The sequence below is a fragment of the Chitinibacter sp. S2-10 genome, assembly GCF_046530675.1.
GTDB lineage: Bacteria > Pseudomonadota > Gammaproteobacteria > Burkholderiales > Chitinibacteraceae > Chitinibacter.
Map to the genome: position 1 here is coordinate 200,040 of NZ_CP172558.1, position 21,171 is coordinate 221,210.

A 21,171-nucleotide genomic window follows, 5' to 3' on the forward strand; every position below is an offset into this window, starting at 1 on the left:
GAAGCAGCCCGATAGCCGGAGGCAAAATGAATACCAGAACAGCAGAGGAATTGATCGATCTGGATCAGAGCCTAGAATCTGCATACGACCTGAACGATCTCGGGGAACTTGCCGACCTCATTCCCGATCCGGCAAGTGAACAACCCAAGCTCATCCAATTTTTTGACCGCCTGCGCAGTGCCGTCATCGAAGGTCGTTGGCAGCCCAATGCAGCACTCCCCACCATCGAAGAGTTTGCCGGCTTTACCGGGCTGCAAATACTGGAAATTCAAATGGCATTCTGCCTGCTCGCCAGCCAGCACTGGATCCGGCAAGCCGGAAACGGGCTATTCTATGCAACGCCGCGGCTGGATCAGCCCATCGGCAAACTCAGCGGCTTTAGCGAGATTTTGCGTCAACGCGGTTTTGCCCCCTCGTCGAAATGGATAGAGCGCACCATCACCACGCCCAGTCTTGACGAGCAATGGCGACTCAAACTCAGAACCGACGAGCAGATTGTGCGCCTGCAACGACTACGGATGGCCGATGGCATCGTGGTTGGTTATGAAATCAGCAGCATTCCGCTGCGTTTTCTGCCGCAGCCAGAGCTGATCGAAGACTCTCTCTATCATTATTTCAAAGAAAACGATCTGAATATCGACTATGCCTGCGAAGAAATCGACGCTGATTACGCCGATGAAGAAATGGCCGACTGGTGTCAGTTTGACCCGGCTCAGCCGCTATTACGACTCACCCGGGTCAGCTATCTGAGCGATGAGATCCCACTCGAATTGAGTTACTCATTTTTTCGCAGCGATTACTACCACTATGTCGTGCAATTTCGGGGTTAAGCCGCCAGCCTTAACAGGCTGACCAACCTATCCAGCGCCAGGTATACCGTTGCAAGCCTTACCTGAGCTCGATTACCCGCAAATACCTGCCGCTCAGTAATAATGCCATCCGGAGTCGACCAGGCTAGCCAGACGGTGCCAACCGGTTTTTCCGGGCTACCTCCGGTGGGGCCTGCAACTCCGGAGACCGCCACCGCCCAGCGTGCACCGGCATTCGTTGCTGCACCTTGCGCCATCGCAGCAACAACCGGCTCACTGACCGCACCCAGACCGTCGATAAAGGCGGTCGGCACATCGAGCATTTCGGTTTTGGCCGAATTGGCGTAGCAAATATAACCCCGCTCAAACCAGCTGCTCGAGCCTGCGATTTCGGTGATCGCCCCAGCAATCAGCCCGCCGGTACAGGATTCGGCGGTCGCCACCGTCTCGCCACGCGCCAGCAACAACTGACCCAGTTGTTGAGCCAATTGTTCAATTTCCGCCGAAAATACGGACAAGCCATCGCCCATCACGCGTCGTCTTCTTCAGTCTGCAGCAAGGCAACATCAACGCCTTCGCCAGCCAGTTTGATAAAGTTGTCGCGGTAAAATTTCAGCTCTTCAATCGATTCGAGAATATCGGCCAGCGCAGTATGCGCGCCACGTTTTTTGAACTGTTTGTAGACTTCCGGCTTCCAGCGTTTGCACAACTCTTTCAGCGTCGAAACGTCCAGATTGCGGTAATGGAACCAGCTTTCGAGCTCGGGCATGTATTTGACGAGAAAACGCCGATCCTGATGTACCGAGTTACCACACAGTGGCGAAACGCCTTTCGGACAATACTGGCTGATGAATTCGATCACCTGCTGCTCCACTTCAGCCTCGGTCAGCGTCGATGCTTTGACTTTCGCAGTCAGCCCGGAATTGCCATGCGTTTTGGTGCACCATTCATCCATCGCATTCATCACTTCATCGCTCTGATGCACGACCAGCGCAGGCCCTTCGGCAACAATATTCAGATGGCTGTCGGTGATCACCACGGCAATTTCGATAATCCGGTCTGTTTCCGGCTCCAGACCGGTCATTTCCATGTCGATCCAGATGAGGTGGTTCTGGTCTTGTGGCATACTTGCTCGCTTGAATTGCTAAAAAATACCATTTTAGCAGGCTGCCATGAAACTGAGTCAGTTACGACAATGACTCAACCTTGGCTCACCTCGGCAAAAAAACTCGCAGATAAGATCGACATGACCGCCCATCAGTTTTCCATTCTTTTTTTATTCGCCCTGCTCAGCAGCGTCTTGCTGCAGTTATGGCTGGCGATGCGCCATATCAATCATGTGCTCAAGCACCGCAAAGCAGTGCCAACCGAATTTGCTGAGCAGATTACGCTGGAATCACACGGGCGCGCGGCGGCATATACCATCGCCAAAACACGCTTTGGCATGTTGACGACGATTTTTGACGCCATGTTGCTCGCGGCGTTTACCGTCGGTGGCGGAATCGAGTGGTTATCACAACTGACTGCGCCGTGGTTCAGCTCGGAAATTGCCCAAGGCTTGGCCCTGATTGCCGGTCTGGCCATGATCAACACCATCCTGAGCCTACCGTTTTCTTTGGTATCGACCTTTATCATCGAAGCGCGTTTCGGTTTTAATCAGATGACGCCGAAGCTATTTGTTAGCGATCTGATCAAATCGACGCTGCTGGCCGCCGCCATCGGCCTGCCACTGCTGGCCGCCGTGTTGTGGCTGATGCTCCGCATGGGCGACTTGTGGTGGTTATACGTCTGGGCGACCTGGCTGGTTTTCTCGCTGGCTTTGATGTGGGTTTTCCCGACTTTTATTGCGCCCCTGTTTAACAAGTTTGTCCCATTGGAAGATGGCACAATGAAAGAGCGCATCGTTGCACTGCTGTCGCGTTGCGGCTTTACCAGCAATGGTCTGTTTGTGATGGACGGCAGCAAACGCTCCAGCCACGGCAACGCCTATTTCACGGGGTTTGGAAAATCCAAACGCATCGTTTTTTTCGATACCCTGCTCAAGCATTTGGAACCGGCTGAAGTCGAAGCGGTGCTGGCGCATGAACTGGGGCATTTCAAGCATCGCCATATCGCCAAACGACTGGTCTGGACTTTCACGCTGATGCTCGGCCTGCTGTGGGTACTGGGTCAGCTCAAAACACAACTCTGGTTTTATCAGGGCCTGGGCGTCAGTACGCCAAGTATCGCTACAGCCTTACTGCTGTTCTTCCTTACCCTGCCTGTATTTACTTTTATTTTTTCACCGTTGAGCTCAATGACCTCGCGCAAGCACGAGTATGAAGCCGATGCCTTTGCCGCATCGCAATGCTCGGCAGCCGATCTGATCACCGCGCTGGTCAAGCTGTACCGCGATAATGCAGCAACACTGACACCCGATCCGCTGCACAGCCTGTTTTACGACAGCCATCCGCCAGCCAGCTTGCGAATCGCGGCTTTACGCCAACTGGAAAAAGCATGACCACCGCCCGCATCGTCACCAGCTACGGCAAGGTTTACATCATTGAACTTGATGACGGCAAACGTCTTTCCGCGTCAACGCGTGGTAAAAAAACCGATTATGCTTGCGGTGATCAGGTCGATATCGACGTACTGAATCAAGAGCAGGCGGTCATCAACAAGGTGCTTGAGCGCAAAACTTTGCTCTATCGCTCTGACCAATGGAAAAGCAAGCTAATTGCCGCCAATGTCACACAAATCATTATTGTCGTCGCCTCAGTACCGAGTTTTTCCGACGAGCTGATTGGGCGCGCCTTGCTCGCCGCTGCTGACGCCAATATCAGCGCGGTCATTTGCCTGAATAAATGTGATTTGCCCGAAAGCGATGCCGCGCGTGAGCGGCTGGCGTACTACACGCAGTTTGGCTATCCGGTCGTTGAGATTTCGGCCAAAGAAGATTTAAGTCCACTAATGCCCTGGCTGGATGGCCAGATTTCGGTACTAGTCGGTCAATCGGGCATGGGCAAATCGACAATCACCAATGCGCTGATTCCCGACGCCAATGCGCGCGTGAACGAGATTTCGCTGGCGCTCGATTCGGGCAAACACACGACCACGCATGCTCAGCTTTATAAATTGAATGCGACCGGATCCATACAGGCTGCCGAATTGATCGATTCACCCGGTCTGCAATCATTTGGCCTTGCGCATCTGCGCGCCGAATCGCTGCCTCACCTGATGGCCGATATGGCGCCCTATGTCGGGCAATGCCGTTTCAGCAACTGCCGCCACCGGCAGGAGCCGGGCTGCGCAGTACTGGCCGCCGTTGCAGCCGGGCAAATCGCCCCGAGCCGGCTGGAGCTGATGCATCGCTTGCAGGACGAAATCGCGCAAGCGGCGAACAATTATTGATCCGGTTTTCTGAACAGGGTGCAGAGCGGGAGCACGCTTACTCCCGTAATCTGATCCCAGCATCAGCGCAGACCGACATAAAAAAGGGTATATCGCCACAAGCAAGATCTTAAAAGCCCTGCGCAGACATACCCCACTACAAACCCAAGCGACGTTGCCTTCTCTGATACAGCGTCCAGTACACCCAGAGCCGCCAAAACAATTGCACGGCAAAATAACCGGCAATCGCCAGTATGGCGCTCAACAGCGGCAAGCCAATCAGCAGCGGTACTCCCAGCGACTTGATCCAGAGCCACATTGCAACGCTCCAGTCGAGCAAAGGCAAACCCTGCAAAGAAGGCATTTGCGCCATCGTATCCACACCGTTATGGCCACTCACCCAACTGCCAAGCCAGAATGCCACCCAATAAATCGGCGCGATCGTGAACGGGTTGGTATAAAAAGTGGCAAAAATGGCCACCGGCAGGTTGACACGGAAAATCAGCGCCAGAATCGACGCTGTGATGATTTGCAGCGGCCCCGGAATCAGCCCACCAATCATGCCGGCAGCAACACCGCCGGCGACCGAATGACGATTCAAGTGCCAGAGATTGGGGTGCTCGAACCAGTGCGCAAAGCGACTGAGAAAACGGTTTTGCTGTAAGGTTTCATGGCTGGGCAACCAGCGGCGAAGAATTTTTTTGGGCATTGGGAGATTTTAACGTTGAATCCGCTATGACAGACCTTTTATTTTGGGCAAAATTCAATCTGAATTAACAAAAGTGGATGTTCCACCAGGAAATCGCCGTCATTATGGTTGCCGTCACCCGTCCTCTTGCCCAGTCCATTGCCGAAGCTGCCGATCCCGAACGCTGGCTGCTCGCGCTGGCTGAGCGTTATCCGCCGCAGGAGCTGCTACGCTTACGCGCGGCGCTGGACTGGGTGAGCGAAGTCTATGACACCGCACTTAATCCCGATACGGATGAATCACTGCTTGCCCATGCAGTTGCCAGCGCGTCCATCGTCGCTGATTTACGGATGGACGCCAATGCGGTAATCGCCGCCCTGCTGTTTTGTATGCCGGATTTTGTCGACAAATCTGCAGAACAGATCGAAAAGCGCTTTGGCAAAGTGGTTGCACAACTGGTCGACGGCATCAGCAAAGTCCGCAAACTACGCGCACTTGCCAAACCGTCTTTGGCCGAAGACTATGCACAACAAGTCGAAGCACAGCGCAAGATGTTGCTGGCGATGGTCGAGGACATCCGTGCCGTACTGATCAAGCTGGCGTGGCGTACGCAAACAATGCACAGCCTGGCCAAGCTCAGCGAGGAGCGCCGTCGCAGAATCGCGCAGGAGACGCTCGACGTTTTTGCGCCGCTAGCGAACCGGCTTGGCGTCTGGCAAATCAAATGGGAACTCGAAGACCTGGGTTTCCGTTTCCTGCATACCGACACCTACAAGAAAATCGCCAAGCTGCTCGACGAGCGCCGCATTGACCGCGAGCAGTTCATCGCCGAAGTGCTCGGCAGCTTGCGCAGCGAACTCGCCAAAGCGGGCGTCACACACGTCGACCTGATGGGGCGTCCCAAGCACATTTACAGCATCTGGAAAAAGATGCAGAAGAAAAGGCTCGATTTCTCCGAGCTATATGACATCCGTGCAGTGCGCGTATTGGTTGATGACGTCAAGGATTGCTACACCGTGCTCGGCATCGTCCACAATCTGTGGCAGCCGATTCCGGGCGAGTTCGACGATTACATCGCTCAGCCCAAGGGCAATTTCTACCGCAGCCTGCATACCGCCGTGATCGGGCCGCAGGACAAGGCCGTCGAAGTGCAGATTCGCACTTTCGAAATGCACGACCACGCCGAACATGGCGTTGCTGCGCATTGGCGCTACAAGGAAGGCGGCCACGGCGATGCGCGTTATGAAGAAAAAATTGCCTGGCTGCGCCAATTGCTCGACTGGCGCGAAGACGTCGCAACCGACGACAAATTCACCGACGCGTTCAAAGCCGAGCTGTTTGAAGACACGATTTATGTGTTGACGCCGGCTGGCCGAGTCATTTCACTGCCCAAGGGCAGTACGCCGGTTGATTTTGCCTATCATCTGCACACCGATCTGGGCCATCGCTGTCGTGGCGCCAAGGTCAACGGCCAGATTGTTCCACTCAATACCGCACTGGAAAACGGCCAGCGTGTCGAAATCCTGTCGATCAAGGAAGGCGGCCCCAGCCTCGATTGGTTGCATCAGGGCTACGTCAAAAGCCATCGTGCCGCGCAAAAAATCCGCCACTGGGTGCGCCAGCAAAATCTCGACGTCGCCATTGAAGCGGGCAAAAACACCTACGAAAAAGAGGCCGCACGCGCCGGGGCAACGCAACTCAATCAGGATCTGGTCGCTTCACGGCTGGGTTACAAAACGATTGATGAAGTCCATATCGCGCTGGGGCAAGGTGAAGTCAGCCTGCGCGAGCTTAATCTGGCGTTTAACGATATCCTGCATCCAGTTGAAGCTGAAACCGTTGAAGAAACACCGGAAAGCTTCATTCATGCCGCCCGTGCGACTCAGTACGGCGAAGGCATTTTGATCGAAGGCATCGACAAGCTGATGACGATGCTCGCCAAATGCTGCAAGCCCGTTCCACCCGACGCAGTGATGGGTTATGTGACCAAAGGGCGCGGTATTTCGATTCACCGCAGCGATTGCTCAGCGCTGAAACGGCTAGCAGCCGAAGCACCCGAACGGCTGATTCGTGCCGACTGGGGCAATCTGGGCAAGGGCGGCCACGTTTTTGCCGTAGATATTCTGGTTGAAGCGACCGAACGCGCCAATCTGCTGCGCGATCTGACCGACATCATGTCGCGCGAGAAAATCAACGTCAGCGCAGCCAATATGCAGGTACGCGATGGCCGGGCGCGGATTTCGTTTACCATCGAAATTCGCGACAGTGAACAGCTGCAGCGCATTTTCACCCGGCTACAGGAAGTCTCCGGGGTGTTGCGGTGCAATCGCGCATAAATCTCTGCCATCGCTGTACCGCATTGAAGTAATGAGCGACAAGTAACTGCCGATCAAAGCAATGATTGATTTGATTCAAGCAATTTAAATATTCAAAAAGAATTTACCGCAAAAAAGCAATACATCTCTTCGTGAATCGCTTCTTCACCAAGAATAAGCTAATACTAAAAGACAAATAATATAAACAACACGAGGCATGAATGATGTTTACTTCCTTACGCGTACGATTGATCGTTTTTATTGCGGTTTTAATCTTGGCTGTAGCCTCTGTGCTGACATTTGGCGCCTATACCAAGATGCGCAACGAAATGATCAATGTCGGGCTGCGCAACGAGATTATTGGTATTGAAACGGGTTATAGCGTTTTGCTCCGTAACTGGATGGCAGATAAAAAAATGATCGTGACGGCCCTGTCTAAATCATTGGAGATGGGCTCGGATTTTATTCCCATCATCAGCCAGGCCGAACAGAGTGCCAAATTTGACTCGGCCTATTTAGGCACACAGACCAAAGAAATGATTACCACGCGTGATATGGGTCTGCCAGCAGGCTATGACCCTACCTCTCGTCCTTGGTATCAACAGGCACAAAAAGAAGACAAAACCATCATGACTGCGCCTTATGTGGATGCAGGAACCAAGCGACTCACACTGTCATTTGCGGCGCCCGTAAAGAAAGACGGTACTTTGTTCGGAGTCGTCGCTACAGATATTTTCCTCGATGACATCGTAAAAGACGTTTTGAACATCAAAATGACCGGTAATGGTTACGCCATTTTGATCGACAAATCGGGGGCAATCCTCGTGCATGCGGATCAATCCAAAATTTTGAAAGCGTCCACTGAATTAAGCCCCGAACTCTCTGCCGCCAACCTAGGCAGAATCGCGGATTCACAAGAGCGACTTGAAACTGATATTGGTGGCGCATCCAAGTACGTTTATGCCAAATCCATCGAAAATAGTGACATCTTGCTGGTCATGGTGATTGATAAAGCCACGGCACTGGCACCGCTGAATCAATTACTCTGGACTGCAATTGCGACCCTGATTGTTACCTTGTTGATCATCATTCCATTCGCTAGCATGTTAGTCAGCAGAATGCTGGCGGGCTTGCTCAAAGTCCGCAACGGCATGATTGAAATCGCTCAGGGTGAAGGCGATTTAACGCGCAAGATCCAGATTGACGGTGATGATGAAATCGCCCAGACAGCAAAAGCATTCAACCAGTTCACCGATCGCTTACGAGGCATGTTCAGCGACCTGCGCAAAGAAACTGAAAATTTGACCATGGGTGTGCAGCAAATCAACCAGGTCCTCAACACCATCTCAAATGACTCTCATATTTTGTCAGATATGGCTGCGACCAATTCTGCGACCATTGAGGAAATCACCGTCAGCATCAGCCATATTGCCGATAATGCTGATGAAGCCAATCATTTGGTAACCAGCACAGGCGCTCTGTCAGCCGAATCGGCGCAAAGCATGAATGATGTTGCCAATGAGGTGGGTAAATCAGCCTCCGAGGTTCGGGAATTGTCTTCCTTGCTGGATCGGCTCAACCAGCGTAGCCAGGACATCAGCGGAATTATTCAGGTTATTAAAGAGATCGCAGATCAAACCAATTTGCTGGCACTTAACGCCGCAATTGAAGCAGCAAGAGCGGGTGAGCAAGGGCGCGGTTTTGCTGTGGTTGCCGATGAAGTTCGTAAACTGGCAGAACGCACCAGCTCGGCAACGCTCGAAATTACGGGCATGATCGACGGTATTCGCGGTGAAACCAATGCGGCAGTGCGCACGATGGAATCCACGCTCGGAGCTGTACAAAGTGGGGTCAGCCTCTCAAACCACGCGGCTGAAAAAATTGTGGATATCCGTCAGAACATGAGCAAAGTCATGGATAAAATGAGTGAAATTGCCCATGCAACGAAAGAGCAGCAAGATGCCACCACGCTGATGGCTCAAAGTGCCGAGAACATTACAAATCAAATGCAGCAATCAGATGACGCATTGCATCGTGCAAACGACTCTGTGGCGCAACTCAACCATCTAGCAAGCTTTTTGCGCGAAATGTTTGGTCGATTCAAAGTCTAACAGGGTATAAGCCACAAGGCTCTACAGTTAAGTCCTGCAGCAATATACCCATTCACACAAAAGGCCGCATCAGCGGCCTTTTGTCATATCGTTAATACCAACTGCAATTACCGTATTTTCTGTGATTCGCCTGCTTTGACAATTTTCAGGCAATTCGTCCCTCCCAAAGCGCCGACCACATCACCGAAAGTGAAGGCAATCAGATCACCGGGCACTACAATCCCCCGCCGCAACATTTCCGCTTCGGCACGCAGCAGCAGCGATTCACGATCCGTGTTGTCGTGTGACAGCATTACCGGCTCGACATCACGAAATAGCGACAGGCGACTATAGGTTTCGGCCTCGGGGGTTAAGGCATAAATGGGTACGCCCGATATCACACGCGACATCCACAGCGCCGAAGAGCCCGATTGTGTTAACGCGGCGATCACTTTGATATTCAGGTGATTGGCGGCAAACAGCGCAGCCATTGAAATGGTTTGATCGACACGCGTATATTCACCATCGAGCAATGCGGCATTGCTGACTTTGTAATCTTGCGACTTTTCGGCCTCGAGACAAATCCGCGCCATCGCTTCAACGGTTTCTACCGGGTACTGACCCGATGCCGTTTCTGCCGACAGCATCACAGCATCTGTCCCATCGAGCACCGCGTTGGCGACATCGGACACTTCGGCGCGTGTCGGTACAGGACTGGAGATCATCGACTCCATCATTTGCGTCGCGGTAATAGTCAGCTTATTCATCCGGCGAGCCGCTTTAATCATCCGTTTTTGCAGCGCGGGCACCGCAGCATCGCCCACTTCAACGGCCAGATCGCCGCGAGCGACCATAATGCCGTCCGAAGCCTCAAGGATTTCATCCAGATTGGCAATCGCCTCGGTGCGTTCAATTTTTGCGATCAGCAAGGCCTTGCTACCTGCTGCGCGTAACAAAGTGCGTGCCATATACATATCGGCAGCACTTTTCGGAAATGACACCGCGACAAAATCAGCATGCAACTTGGCGGCAACCTTGATGTCATCCATATCCTTGGCGGTCAAAGCCGGCGCCGTCAACCCACCACCTTGGCGATTGATCCCTTTATTATTGGATAAGGTGCCGCCAACCTGGACGGTCGTGAACACCCTGCAACCCTCAACAGAATCGACCAGCAGTTGCACTTTGCCATCATCCAGCAGCAAGACATTACCCGCTCCAACATCATTGGGCAGTTCTTTGTAATCCAGACCGACCCCATTCTGATCGCCCAGCTCACACGATGCATCCAGTACAAACTTGGCGCCTTTGGCGAGCTCAATCTTATTTTTTTTGAATTTGCCAATCCGGATTTTTGGCCCTTGCAAATCAACCATGATCGCAATTGGCCTGCCGATTTTTTTGGCCTGCTCTCGCACCAACGCGGCTCGATCCAGATGGTCTTGCGCATGACCATGCGAGAAATTCAGTCGCACCATATTGACTCCGACTTCCACCAGTCGTGCCAGTGTCGCCGCCCCACTCGATGCTGGTCCCAAAGTAGCCACAATTTTAGTGCTTCGTAACATGCCAAACTCCTGTCATTAATCCGGAAACAAGCCGATTCGATGGGCGATTGCAGTTATTGTGCGCGAACCGTCATTGACCGTACTGAGCCTGATCAATGAAATGCCATTTTGAATCACGGAGGAGAAAGAGGCTTGAAAGTGTCCCCAGCAGGAATCGAACCTGCAACTAGCCCTTAGGAGGGGCTTGTTATATCCGTTTAACTATGAGGACTTGGTGCAGCTCCCCTGAGCGGGTCGCGAGAAGAAGGCGCATTCTACCGAATTTTTGCTCACTCGGCATTGCGGATCAAAACTGGATCGTCAATTTGTTCATCAATGACCAGAGTTTGAGCGGGGGCGACTATTGAATTCGTCGAGGATTTTTTGTTCGCGGCGATTTTCGCGACTGATTTCATTTTGCTCATGCCGTACGCGCAAGGCTTCAAAGGCTTTCACTTTTTTCTCGCACTCCAGCCATTGCACTTTGCGTTCTTCATAAACCGCGCTTAAGCGATTCACTTCCTCGGACTGCTGGATCGCGGCCGTATCGAGCTTGGCAAGAAATAGCTGGAAGTCGCGCCACTGGGTCACCGACATGCCGGTCTGGGCACTGCTGGCGAGTCGGCCACGATATTCGGCACGGAATGAATCAACCTGTTCCAACTTGGCTTGCCCCTGCAGCCACGCTGCTTGTGCGGCTTGCATTGCACGCGATGCATCTTCGCGCTCGTCCTGCGCAAGCTGCAATAAGAAAGCGAAACGGAATTTGGCCATGACAAAACTACCTTATAAGCCAGCCGGGTATTTACAGATGTTGTTCACTGGGCAAATAACTGAGCCAGTTTCATTCTAGCGCCGTCGTAACTTTCCTGCTCGCTAATTGCTTGCTGCAAAAAGGCTTCAAAGCTGGGGTGGCGACGAATGGCGTCATCGAGCACCGGATCGGAGCCGGGTACATAGGCACCAACGCTGATCAGATCCTTGCTGCGTTGATAGCGGGAATACAAGAATTTGAACCGGCGTACCATCTCAAATTCCTGCTGATTAATGATGTCGTGCATCACCCGTGAAATCGAAGCTTCGATATCAATCGCCGGATAATGCCCCGCTTCGGCCAGTTGCCGGCTTAATACAAAGTGACCATCCAGAATCGCCCGGGCATTATCGGCAATCGGGTCTTGCTGATCATCACCTTCGGAAAGTACGGTATAAAACGCGGTGATTGAGCCACCACCTTCGCGGCCATTGCCGGCTCGCTCAACGAGCTGCGGCAGACGAGCAAAAACCGAAGCAGGATAACCTTTGGTTGCTGGCGGCTCACCCACTGCCAGTGCAATTTCACGTTGCGCCATCGCATAACGCGTCAATGAATCCATAATCAGCAGCACATTTTTGCCCTGATCACGGAAATATTCGGCGATGCTGGTCGCGTAAGCGGCACCGTACAGACGCAATAGCGGCGATGTATCGGCCGGCGCAGCTACCACGACGCTGCGCGCCCGGCCTTCGTCGCCGAGAATATTTTCAATAAAATCTTTCACCTCGCGGCCACGCTCACCAATCAATCCAACCACGACGACATCGGCAGCCGTGTAGCGCGCCATCATCCCGAGCAAGACCGATTTTCCCACCCCCGAACCGGCAAACAAGCCCAGTCGTTGCCCTCGCCCGACGGTGAGCATGGCATTGATCGCTCTCACGCCAACATCCATGACCGAACGTACTGGCTCCCTATCCATCGGATTATAGGGGCGGGAAAACAGCGGATAATAAGCTTCGTTATGCAGCGCTCCTTTGCCATCGAGCGGACGCCCCAGACCATCCAGAATACGCCCCAGCAAGCCCCAGCCCACCGGGACTTGGCGACCATGATCTTCTGCCCGCCGCTGCACCGGACGTGGCTTACCCAACTCTGGCCGCCATGCTGCAATATCTTCGCGCGGCCTGACCACAGCGCCAGGTTCGATACCGTATAACTCGGCAATCGGCATCAGAAATAGCCGAGCTTCCTGAAACCCCACGACCACGGCTTCAACCGGATGCCCACCCGGCGTAATAACATCGCAAGAAGCGCCGATTGGCAGGCGCAAACCCACAGCCTCAAGAACGAGGCCGGAAACTCGGGTCAATTTCCCGCGTGGCAGCCATGGCCTGACGGCAGTCACTGCAGTTTGGCAATCAGTAAGATAAGCGCGAATGTCGTTAAGCGTCTGTGTCATTCGCAGGCGGCTTGGATGAGGAAACTTGAGCAATAGTAGGATCAACGAGATTCACATCGGATCCCATGGAGGATAAATCCACCGGATCAGCAACCGAAGCACTACCAGGGTATATCCCTGCACCCCATTCTGGCAGAGCGCTAGAAGACAATACCCCAAGTATTTTATTCCAGCGACTGACCAGTGAATATTCCATCTGTGTATTGGGTGTTTCAATCCGGCAACTGCCGGGTTGCAGATGATCGTCGGGAATCAAGCGCCAAATATCTTCGGCCAGTTCATACTGCAAATCATGCTGCAACAACTGCAAATCTGCAGGGGATAGAAATAATTTAGCAGGGTAGCTCGGCGTTGGAATCACGGCCAAGGCCTCCCTGATCGGGGCCAGCAACTGCTTAGGATACTGCCGCAGTTCATCGCCGATCATTTGCTGCGCAACAACTAACGCAAGCTGCAATACGGCATCGGCCAGCTCGGTTTCTGTGTTGCGACAGCTCGCCGCCACTTCGCCTAATAACTGATCAAGTTGCTGTATTTGCACCTGAGCCTGAACTCGCCCCTCTTGCAAGCCCGCCTGATAGCCTTCTTCATGCGCCTGACGCTGAATGGCTTCGATTTCGTCGGCAGTCGGATAGTTCATTGGCTCTGGAGCAGCCTCGACGACAGGCTCCTCTTCGAAAACGACTTCGCCCGGCACGGTCTCTTCAATCACAGGATCCGGCACAGGCTCTTCGAGCGGCTCGACCGTTTCAGGCTCAGGGTGCAGTCGTGCAGCCGTTTCCAGCAGCGAGTTGAACTGCCAGCGCTGAAACTCGGACAACTCTTCGCTGGGAATGATACGACGCGGATTGCTTGCCACTCGCTAACCTTACTCGACCATGCTTTCACCACCGGCACCACCGATGATCAATTGACCTTCATCGGCTAGACGGCGAGCAATTTTAAGGATTTCTTTCTGCTCGGTTTCAACTTCTGAAATTTTAACCGGCCCTTTGGCTTCCAGATCTTCCTGCAACATTGCGGCAGCCCGCGACGACATATTTTTGAATACTTTGTCTCGCAGCCCTTGGCTGGTCCCTTTCAATGCAATGATCAGTGACTCCATCTGAACTTCACGCAGCAAGACCTGCATCCCACGATCATCAATATCAACCAGATTGTCGAAGGTGAACATTTTGTCCTGAATCCGCTGAGCCAGCTCAGGGTCGTAATCACGAATATTGGTAATGACTGAGGCTTCGACCCCGCCCCCCATAAAGTTGAGGATGTCGGCGGCCATTTGTTCGCCACCAAAAGCGCTTTTCTTGATTTTATCTGCACCTGAAAGCAGTTGATTTAAGACGTCGTTAAGTTCTTTCAGTGCAGCCGGCTGTACCCCTTCGAGCGTTGCGACCCGGAGCAACACGTCATTGCGAACCCGTTCGGTAAACTGCGCCAGAATTTCTGAAGTCTGATCAGGCTCCAGATGCACCAGAATCGTCGCGATAATCTGTGGATGCTCGTTACGGATCAGCTCGGCAACAGCCGTCGCGTCCATCCATTTGAGCGACTCGATACCATTATTGTCATTCCCTTGCAAAATCCGGTCGAGCAGATTGGCGGCCTTATCCGTTCCCAAAGCCTTGGTAAGCACTGAACGAATATATTCGTCGGCAGCGCCCAAATTGGCACGATTTTGGGTTGAAGCGATAAACTCTTCCAGCACCGAATCCATTTCCTCACGCGCCACGGAGTTCATATTGGCCATTTCAAAACCGAGTTTCTGGACTTCTTTTGGGCTGAGATATTTAAATACTTCAACGGCAGCATCTTCACCCAGACACATGAGTAATAAGGCACTACGGTGAACGCCATCATCATTTAAAGTGCTGGCCATTTGATCTACTCCTGCGAAAGCCCAAGTTCTTATTTCTTTACTCTGATACTCATTGAACGCGTATCAACCGAACTAATTGTTAATGGCTCTCTCTTCATCGGGATTCATCCATTCACGCAAAATCATGGCAACCATACGTGGGTCATTACGTGCCAATTCTTTAGCCTGCTGCAAAAGCTCTGCATAAGCAGCATGTTTGCTTTGCTCTTCCGGAGTGCCGCCCTGAGGGACTCCGTCCATGATAAACAGATTACTCGGACCGGCTTCACCCAAATTGAGCTCCTGCGCCAATGATTCATCACGAACACGAGCAAGATCTTTCATCAATGGACGAATAATAAACAGGAGCAGGTAAAGCGACGCCATCACGATGACAGCCATTTTCATTACTTCAAGTGCATTGGTCTGAATATAGTTAAGCGCCTTTTCTTCGATACCTTTCTCTTCCAATGGAACAGACTCGGCAAAAGCGGCATTCACTACATTGACAGAATCACCACGCTCTTTGTTATATCCGATGGCTTCACGAACCAAGTTATTAATTTGTGCCATTTCGGCGGGAGTAAATGGCACATAGGCCATTTTTCCATCTTTACTTTTGCCCGCTTTGTAATTGACGACAACAGCAGCAGAAAGCCGCTTGACGATACCAACGGGCTGTTTGACATGCTGGATGGTCTTGTCCACTTCATAATTGGTTGTCGCTTCTTTCCGGGTATTAGTCGCTGCGGTTGATCCAGAGACGACATCAGAAGCAACCGGAGCTGTAATAGGTGCAGCTGCAGCACCAGGAGGTTGATTGGATAATGCTCCAGGCACTCCCAGCGCATTGTCTTCGGCCGACTTGCCGGATTGATCCAAAGTTTGCTGGCTACGAATTGCGGCTTCATTGGGAGGAGAGTTCGGCTTAAAACTCTCGGAGGTTTGCTCTACTTCGGAAAAATCCACTTGTGCGGTAACTTCTGCTCGCACGTTTTTCTCGCCGACAATGGGTCCGAGAATAGTTTCAAGCCGTTCGACAAAACTTCTTTCGATTTGCCCGATGTATTGCAATTGACGCTGATCCATATTGCCACGAGCATTTAAATCTGCAGCGCGAGAAATCAGATTGCCGTCTTGATCAACCACCGTGACGTTAGCAATCGGTAGTCCTGGCACACTGGACGAGACAAGATGAATAATGCCGGCGATTTGTCCACCATCAAGCGATCGCCCCGGATGCAAGGTTAAAACAACCGACGCGGAAGGTTTCTGCTGATCACGCAAGAACACAGTCTGCTTTGGCGTTGCCAAATGAACCCGGGCTTTTTCAACAGCAGAGATAGACTCAATCGAACGAGTCAATTCACCTTCAACGGCGCGTTGATAATTGACCTGTTCGGCAAACTGAGAAACGCCGAACTTCTGATTATCAAGCAATTCGAAACCGACGTTACCAGCTTTAGGTAATCCTTGAGCGGCAAGTTTGAGGCGGACATCATAAATATTGTCACTAGGAACAGAAATCATTCCAGCATCAAGTTTATAGGGGATTTTCATCTGTTCAAGAGATTGAACGATGGCACCACCATCCTTGTCCGGAAGATTGGTAAACAGAACCCGATAGGTCGGCTCGCGCGACCATAGCAAAGAGCCGGCAATAGCGGCAATCAGCACCGCCACAACCACCATGGCCATCATCTTTCGCGCAGGCGACATCGTTTCGAAGCGTTGTCTCAGCCCACCGAAATTATTTGCTGTTACCAAGGTGTTATCTGCTGCGACGCCAGCTTCTGCCATACCCTACCGATATCAGTACGCGCAGGTTATACCTGCATATTCATGACTTCCTGATAAGCAGTAACGAGCTTGTTTCGAACTTGAACCATGGTTTGAAAACTCAAACTGGCCTTTTGCAATGACACCATGACATCTTGCAAATTGGCATCAGGATCGCCCGATTGAAATGCGACCTGCTTGGCTTGAGCATCCTGCTGCACCTGATTCACCTGATCAATCGACTCTTTCAGTACATCAGCAAAATTGGGTGCGCCAGGCACTTCACTAGGCTGATTAACCGGCTGGCCAGAGGCCAGAGCCGACATTGATCTAAGTTCGCCGAGCAGCTGATCGATTCCTTGCACGCTCATAACTACTTACCTTCCTTGCAAAATTGTAGGTGCGCCAGCCGCTTGCAGCAAGCACTTCCTACTCCGTGTCGTGTTAAATTGGCAAACCACCATCTTCCTCACGGTACTGAGCCAGCTTATAACGCAAAGTTCGCTCACTCATCCCCAGTTTTTCTGCTGCGACCTTACGCACTCCACCCGCCGCCTTCAAGGCATCAAAAATCATGGCTTTTTCCATATCCTTGATGTTTGTTGCCGCCATCGCAACCGGTGGAGCAAGCTCAACCGGCTCATCTTTAGCGGCAATTTTTGCCGCCACATGCGGCAAAAATAAATGCTCGGCGGCAATTTCATCTCCAGGAGATAAAATCAAAGCTCTTTGCATCACATTGTCCAGCTCACGGATATTGCCTGGCCAAGAATGCGATAACAAAGCCTTTTGAGCAGACTCCAGCAAAACCGGGGCTCGCTTTTTCTGTACCGTTGCATATCTATTAAGCATATTACGTGCCAATGGCAAAATATCGGCGCAACGATTTCTCAGCGGTGGAATGCTTAACGGGAATACATTCAATCGGTAAAAAAGATCTTCACGGAAATGCCCTGCGGCAACCTCTTGAGCCAAGTCGCGATTGGATGTCGCCAATACCCGAATATCAAGCGCAATAGGCCTAGCCCCCCCGACCCGTTCCAATTCGCGCTCTTGCAGCACTCGCAATAATTTGGCCTGCAATGCCAACGGCATTTCAGTCACCTCATCGAGCAAAATCGTCCCACCTTGCGCCTGTTCAAATTTACCGATGTGGTGCCCTGACGCGCCGGTGAATGCCCCTTTTTCATGCCCAAATAAAGTTGATTCGAGCAACTGTTCAGGAATGGCGGCACAGTTAATGGCAATAAATGGCTTCGCGGCTCGTGGGCTGTGGCGGTGAATAAAGCGCGCCATAACCTCCTTACCAACTCCAGACTCCCCAGTCATCATAATCGAGGCATCAGAATGGGCTGCACGCCGCGCCATATCAAGTAATTGCTGCATTTCACCAGACTCAGCGACTAGCGCATCCTCTCCGAGATCCGGCAAAAGGTAGCGCTCGACCTGGGTCAATAGTGCACTTGGTTCAAATGGCTTGGGCAAATAATGACTTGCCCCTGCATGCATGGCATTGACAGCTTGCTCAATCAAGCCATATGCCGTCATCAAAATAACGGGCAAGCAAGGGTAGCTTTTTTTGATTTCGAGCAACAAGGACTCTCCATCCATCGGCTGCATCTGCACATCAGAAACAACCAACCCTACTTGCTGACTTGCCAGAACAGAGAGCGCCGAAACACCATCCTCTGCAACAACAACGCTATATCCATCCAGCTCCAGCGTATCAATGAGTGCTTCGCGCAAATCATCATCATCTTCGACGATTAGTACTGGTAAAGCCATGCTGATCCTTTATATTCTCAAAGCTCGCCCACTATTGACCGATACCCATCCAAGCACTTTCTGCGCCATATCCTTAAGTGGAACAATTTCATCCACCCCACCGCTCGCAATGGCTTCTTTGGGCATTCCGAATACCACACAGCTTGCTTCATCCTGAGCAAAGTTATGAGCCCCAGCCTGATGCATTTCCAGCATTCCGGTCGCCCCATCTCGCCCCATCCCGGTCAGAATAACGCCAACGGCATTACGCCCCGCAACATTTGCGGCTGAGCGAAAGAGAACATCGACCGATGGACGATGGCGATTCACAGGAGCAGCCGTTGATAGCTCGCAAATATAGTTAGCACCTGAAGCCCCCAGCATCAAATGTGAGTGTCCCGGCGCGATGTAAGCATGCCCAGGTAAAATCCGCTCGCCATGTTCGGCCTCTTTCACCGAGATACGACAGAGAGAATCGAGTCTTTTGGCGAATGAATGAGTGAATGATTCTGGCATATGCTGTGCGATCAATATTGCCGGAGCATCAGGGGGCATCGGAATTAGAAATTCCTTCAATGCCTCTGTCCCGCCGGTTGATGAACCGACAATAATCAATTTTTCCGATTTAAGTAGCGGACGCGAAGCTTTCGACAACACCACATCTGCACTATGGCTGGGCGGAATTACGTCCCTCATCAAACATCTTACCTTTGCTTTGGAGGCCATTCGAATTTTGCTCCGAATTTCTTCGGCATATTCGTTCATTTTACCTGCAATATCCATTTTGGGCTTGGCAACAAAATCAACAGCCCCCAACTCCAGTGCACGCAACGCGACTTCCGATCCCTGCTCAGTCAATGATGAAATCATCAACACAGGGGTTGGCTTAAGACGCATCAAGCGCTCTAGAAAATCCAGGCCATCCATTTTGGGCATTTCAACATCCAGCGTAATCACATCCGGATTGAGCGTACGAATTTGCTCTCGAGCAATCAAGGGATCCGGGGCCGTTGAAACACACTCCATATCATTTTCGGTATCAATGATTTCTTTTAATAGGCTACGAATCAGTGCTGAATCGTCCACCACAGCGACTCTAATTTTATCCATTAAGATAACCCTGGCCATTAAGAAAACAAATCAATTTCACCACTCGCCGCCAAATGAACAAGACGAGAACCATAAATTTTTTCACGTTCGACAATTGTATTGTTATGCACAGTTTTCAGCTTCTTAATCAAAGCTCGCCCAGTTTTTGGAAAAAAATAGACCTTCCGTGGAAAAATATCGAGCAAATCCTGAGCCACAACCGGAATCTGTTCAACAGACAAAAATGTTTTCACAAATTCAGCATTTCTCAAACCCACATTTGAAACAGTAAATCCTCGCAATACATTACCGCCGCCAAATATTTTTGCCTCCAAGCGATGTTTTTGCGCACCATTTTTTAGTAACTGATTAATCAGAACCTCCATTGCATAAGTTCCATACCGAGTCGAAAGACCATTGATCTGAGCCATATCTTCGGTAGACTCTGGCAGCATGAAATGATTCATGCCACCAACACCATTCACAGGATCGCGGATACAGGCTGCAACGCAAGAGCCCAGCACCGTCACCAGAACCATATCTCGTCCAGTTATATAATACTCACCAGGTAAAATTTTGGCCGCTTCAACCGCAAAATTTTTATCAAAGTAAATTGTCGGCGCAAGTATTTCATCAGCAAATGGAGTGCTCATTACGATTTACTCCAAATCGCAATTGCTTGCTCGGTTAATTGATATGTTGTTTTACCACAAGAGCGATACCAGCCCGACATATAGTGCAGATTTTCCGAGTGACCAACATATAACAGGCCATTCGACTGCAGCAAGCGCCCCATTTTTTCCAGAATGGTACGTTGCGTCGCTTGGTCAAAATAAATGAGTACATTGCGGCAAAAAATCGCATCAAATTTCCCATCCAATGGCCAATCCTGATCCAGCAAATTAATCTGCCTGAACTCCATTAACGCACGCAACTCATTTCGAATTTTGGCTTTGCCGGTATTGCTCCCCTTGCCCTTTAGAAAAAAATTGCGCTTACGCTCTCCAGATAATTTTTCCAGTTTTTCCACCGAATAAATCCCTTCGGCTGCAGTCGCCAAAACATGGGTATCAAGATCTGATGCAATAATTTGCACCGGGGGCGGCACTGATCGACAAGCCTCAAACGCAGTCATCGCCAAAGAATAAGGCTCTTCGCCTGTTGAAGCGGCCGCACACCAAATCCGAAATGGCCGCGCAGAACTCGTCCGCAATTGCTCAGCCAGAATGTCGAAGTGATATGCTTCGCGAAAAAATGACGTTAGATTGGTCGTTAAGGCATTGGTGAAGAGTTGCCATTCAGCGGCATCTGGATTCTGCTCCAGCCATTTCAAATACCCGGAGAAGGTATTGACCTGAAGCTCTCTCAATCTGCGGGATAGACGGCTATACACCATTTGTTCTTTGCTATCATTGAGCCGAATACCTGCGCGCAGGTAGATCAAGTCCGCCACTCTGGCAAAGTCCGCCTTGGTGTAATTGAATTCATATTCATTCAGCATCACGACCTGCTCTCACCAAACAATTTTTTGACAACTTATCTTTTAAATCAAAACTAGCAGCATCAACACTTGCATCATCAAACTGCATACCTGCCACTTCGCTCCGAAAGATGAAAAAAGGGGGCCAATTGCCCCCGATTTCCTGC

Annotated in this window: 19 protein-coding genes and 1 tRNA gene; 5 read left to right on the forward strand and 15 right to left on the reverse strand. The window is 51.3% G+C overall.

All coding sequences use genetic code 11. The features are described from left to right. Positions 1-26 precede the first annotated feature (26 nt). Entirely contained in the window at positions 27-830 is an 804-nt protein-coding gene (locus ACG2XO_RS00945) for a GntR family transcriptional regulator (protein ID WP_410498976.1), read from the forward strand. On the opposite strand, the gene ACG2XO_RS00950 is transcribed toward ACG2XO_RS00945, so the two are convergent. Together ACG2XO_RS00950 and orn are read right to left on the reverse strand one after the other, a co-directional pair. Further along, positions 827-1,327 carry a CinA family protein gene (locus tag ACG2XO_RS00950; RefSeq protein WP_410498977.1) on the reverse strand — a complete coding sequence of 167 codons (501 nt, stop codon included), beginning with the start codon at positions 1,325-1,327 and terminating at the stop codon, positions 827-829. The two genes, ACG2XO_RS00945 and ACG2XO_RS00950, sit on opposite strands and share 4 nt — an antisense overlap. Positions 1,328-1,338: 11 nt before the next feature. After that, the gene (gene orn / locus ACG2XO_RS00955; RefSeq protein WP_410498978.1) at positions 1,339-1,935 is read right to left on the reverse strand and encodes an oligoribonuclease; all 597 of its coding nucleotides are present in this window, start codon (positions 1,933-1,935) and stop codon (positions 1,339-1,341) included. Positions 1,936-2,055: 120 nt separating this feature from the next. Here orn and ACG2XO_RS00960 point away from each other — a divergent pair, with 120 nt between their 5' ends. Together ACG2XO_RS00960 and rsgA are read left to right on the forward strand one after the other, a co-directional pair. Further along, positions 2,056-3,309: a M48 family metallopeptidase gene (locus ACG2XO_RS00960; RefSeq protein WP_410500215.1), complete on the forward strand. Its 1,254-nt coding sequence runs from the start codon at positions 2,056-2,058 to the stop codon at positions 3,307-3,309. Next, positions 3,306-4,199 carry a ribosome small subunit-dependent GTPase A gene (rsgA, locus tag ACG2XO_RS00965; RefSeq protein WP_410498979.1) on the forward strand — a complete coding sequence of 298 codons (894 nt, stop codon included), beginning with the start codon at positions 3,306-3,308 and terminating at the stop codon, positions 4,197-4,199. Before ACG2XO_RS00960 ends, rsgA begins: the two co-directional genes overlap by 4 nt. A 136-nt stretch (positions 4,200-4,335) precedes the next feature. On the opposite strand, the gene ACG2XO_RS00970 is transcribed toward rsgA, so the two are convergent. Next, positions 4,336-4,887: a DUF2062 domain-containing protein gene (locus tag ACG2XO_RS00970; RefSeq protein WP_410498980.1), complete on the reverse strand. Its 552-nt coding sequence runs from the start codon at positions 4,885-4,887 to the stop codon at positions 4,336-4,338. Positions 4,888-4,964: 77 nt separating this feature from the next. On the opposite strand from ACG2XO_RS00970, the gene ACG2XO_RS00975 reads away from it, so the two are divergent. Further along, complete coding sequence (locus ACG2XO_RS00975) at positions 4,965-7,202, forward strand: RelA/SpoT family protein (protein WP_410498981.1); 2,238 nt, start codon at positions 4,965-4,967, stop codon at positions 7,200-7,202. A gap of 227 nt (positions 7,203-7,429) precedes the next feature. Further along, the gene (locus ACG2XO_RS00980) at positions 7,430-9,292 is read left to right on the forward strand and encodes a methyl-accepting chemotaxis protein (RefSeq protein WP_410498982.1); all 1,863 of its coding nucleotides are present in this window, start codon (positions 7,430-7,432) and stop codon (positions 9,290-9,292) included. Between the two features lie 107 nt (positions 9,293-9,399). Here ACG2XO_RS00980 and pyk read toward each other — a convergent pair whose 3' ends face one another. From pyk to ACG2XO_RS01040, 12 genes are all read right to left on the reverse strand, one after another. After that, complete coding sequence (gene pyk / locus ACG2XO_RS00985; RefSeq protein WP_410498983.1) at positions 9,400-10,839, reverse strand: pyruvate kinase; 1,440 nt, start codon at positions 10,837-10,839, stop codon at positions 9,400-9,402. 139 nt (positions 10,840-10,978) lie between these two features. Further along, positions 10,979-11,050: transfer RNA gene (locus ACG2XO_RS00990), tRNA-Arg, on the reverse strand. Positions 11,051-11,151: 101 nt separating this feature from the next. After that, entirely contained in the window at positions 11,152-11,592 is a 441-nt protein-coding gene (gene fliJ / locus ACG2XO_RS00995; protein ID WP_410498984.1) for a flagellar export protein FliJ, read from the reverse strand. A 44-nt stretch (positions 11,593-11,636) separates the two neighbouring features. Then, a complete protein-coding gene (gene fliI / locus ACG2XO_RS01000; protein WP_410498985.1) occupies positions 11,637-13,037 on the reverse strand; it encodes a flagellar protein export ATPase FliI in 1,401 nt (466 codons plus the stop codon). Then, on the reverse strand, positions 13,021-13,896 hold the full coding sequence (locus tag ACG2XO_RS01005; RefSeq protein ID WP_410498986.1) for a flagellar assembly protein FliH: 876 nt from the start codon (positions 13,894-13,896) through the stop codon (positions 13,021-13,023). The genes fliI and ACG2XO_RS01005 overlap by 17 nt, the downstream gene beginning before the upstream one ends. A gap of 9 nt (positions 13,897-13,905) precedes the next feature. Next, positions 13,906-14,913, reverse strand: a complete 1,008-nt coding sequence (gene fliG, locus ACG2XO_RS01010; protein ID WP_410498987.1) for a flagellar motor switch protein FliG — start codon at positions 14,911-14,913, stop codon at positions 13,906-13,908. A 72-nt stretch (positions 14,914-14,985) separates the two neighbouring features. Beyond that, a complete protein-coding gene (gene fliF / locus ACG2XO_RS01015; protein ID WP_410498988.1) occupies positions 14,986-16,692 on the reverse strand; it encodes a flagellar basal-body MS-ring/collar protein FliF in 1,707 nt (568 codons plus the stop codon). A 26-nt stretch (positions 16,693-16,718) separates the two neighbouring features. Beyond that, on the reverse strand, positions 16,719-17,042 hold the full coding sequence (fliE, locus tag ACG2XO_RS01020; protein WP_410498989.1) for a flagellar hook-basal body complex protein FliE: 324 nt from the start codon (positions 17,040-17,042) through the stop codon (positions 16,719-16,721). A gap of 73 nt (positions 17,043-17,115) precedes the next feature. Beyond that, on the reverse strand, positions 17,116-18,456 hold the full coding sequence (locus ACG2XO_RS01025) for a sigma-54-dependent transcriptional regulator (protein WP_410498990.1): 1,341 nt from the start codon (positions 18,454-18,456) through the stop codon (positions 17,116-17,118). 9 nt (positions 18,457-18,465) lie between these two features. Next, entirely contained in the window at positions 18,466-19,545 is a 1,080-nt protein-coding gene (locus ACG2XO_RS01030; RefSeq protein WP_410498991.1) for a protein-glutamate methylesterase/protein-glutamine glutaminase, read from the reverse strand. Positions 19,546-19,562: 17 nt separating this feature from the next. Next, on the reverse strand, positions 19,563-20,177 hold the full coding sequence (gene cheD / locus ACG2XO_RS01035) for a chemoreceptor glutamine deamidase CheD (protein ID WP_410498992.1): 615 nt from the start codon (positions 20,175-20,177) through the stop codon (positions 19,563-19,565). Continuing rightward, positions 20,177-21,025, reverse strand: a complete 849-nt coding sequence (locus ACG2XO_RS01040; protein WP_410498993.1) for a CheR family methyltransferase — start codon at positions 21,023-21,025, stop codon at positions 20,177-20,179. Before ACG2XO_RS01040 ends, cheD begins: the two co-directional genes overlap by 1 nt. Positions 21,026-21,171 lie beyond the last annotated feature (146 nt).

Bases quoted from the DNA above. Each gene is read 5' to 3' on its own strand.
- fliI (WP_410498985.1), bottom strand. From the start codon at position 13,037: ATGACACAGACGCTTAACGACATTCGCGCTTATCTTACTGATTGCCAA.
- cheD (WP_410498992.1), bottom strand. From the start codon at position 20,177: ATGAGCACTCCATTTGCTGATGAAATACTTGCGCCGACAATTTACTTT.
- rsgA (WP_410498979.1), top strand. From the start codon at position 3,306: ATGACCACCGCCCGCATCGTCACCAGCTACGGCAAGGTTTACATCATT.
- ACG2XO_RS01030 (WP_410498991.1), bottom strand. From the start codon at position 19,545: ATGGATAAAATTAGAGTCGCTGTGGTGGACGATTCAGCACTGATTCGT.
- fliF (WP_410498988.1), bottom strand. From the start codon at position 16,692: ATGGCAGAAGCTGGCGTCGCAGCAGATAACACCTTGGTAACAGCAAAT.
- pyk (WP_410498983.1), bottom strand. From the start codon at position 10,839: ATGTTACGAAGCACTAAAATTGTGGCTACTTTGGGACCAGCATCGAGT.
- ACG2XO_RS01025 (WP_410498990.1), bottom strand. From the start codon at position 18,456: ATGGCTTTACCAGTACTAATCGTCGAAGATGATGATGATTTGCGCGAA.
- fliJ (WP_410498984.1), bottom strand. From the start codon at position 11,592: ATGGCCAAATTCCGTTTCGCTTTCTTATTGCAGCTTGCGCAGGACGAG.
- fliE (WP_410498989.1), bottom strand. From the start codon at position 17,042: ATGAGCGTGCAAGGAATCGATCAGCTGCTCGGCGAACTTAGATCAATG.
- ACG2XO_RS00960 (WP_410500215.1), top strand. From the start codon at position 2,056: ATGACCGCCCATCAGTTTTCCATTCTTTTTTTATTCGCCCTGCTCAGC.
- ACG2XO_RS00975 (WP_410498981.1), top strand. From the start codon at position 4,965: ATGTTCCACCAGGAAATCGCCGTCATTATGGTTGCCGTCACCCGTCCT.
- fliG (WP_410498987.1), bottom strand. From the start codon at position 14,913: ATGGCCAGCACTTTAAATGATGATGGCGTTCACCGTAGTGCCTTATTA.
- ACG2XO_RS01040 (WP_410498993.1), bottom strand. From the start codon at position 21,025: ATGCTGAATGAATATGAATTCAATTACACCAAGGCGGACTTTGCCAGA.
- orn (WP_410498978.1), bottom strand. From the start codon at position 1,935: ATGCCACAAGACCAGAACCACCTCATCTGGATCGACATGGAAATGACC.
- ACG2XO_RS00945 (WP_410498976.1), top strand. From the start codon at position 27: ATGAATACCAGAACAGCAGAGGAATTGATCGATCTGGATCAGAGCCTA.
- ACG2XO_RS00970 (WP_410498980.1), bottom strand. From the start codon at position 4,887: ATGCCCAAAAAAATTCTTCGCCGCTGGTTGCCCAGCCATGAAACCTTA.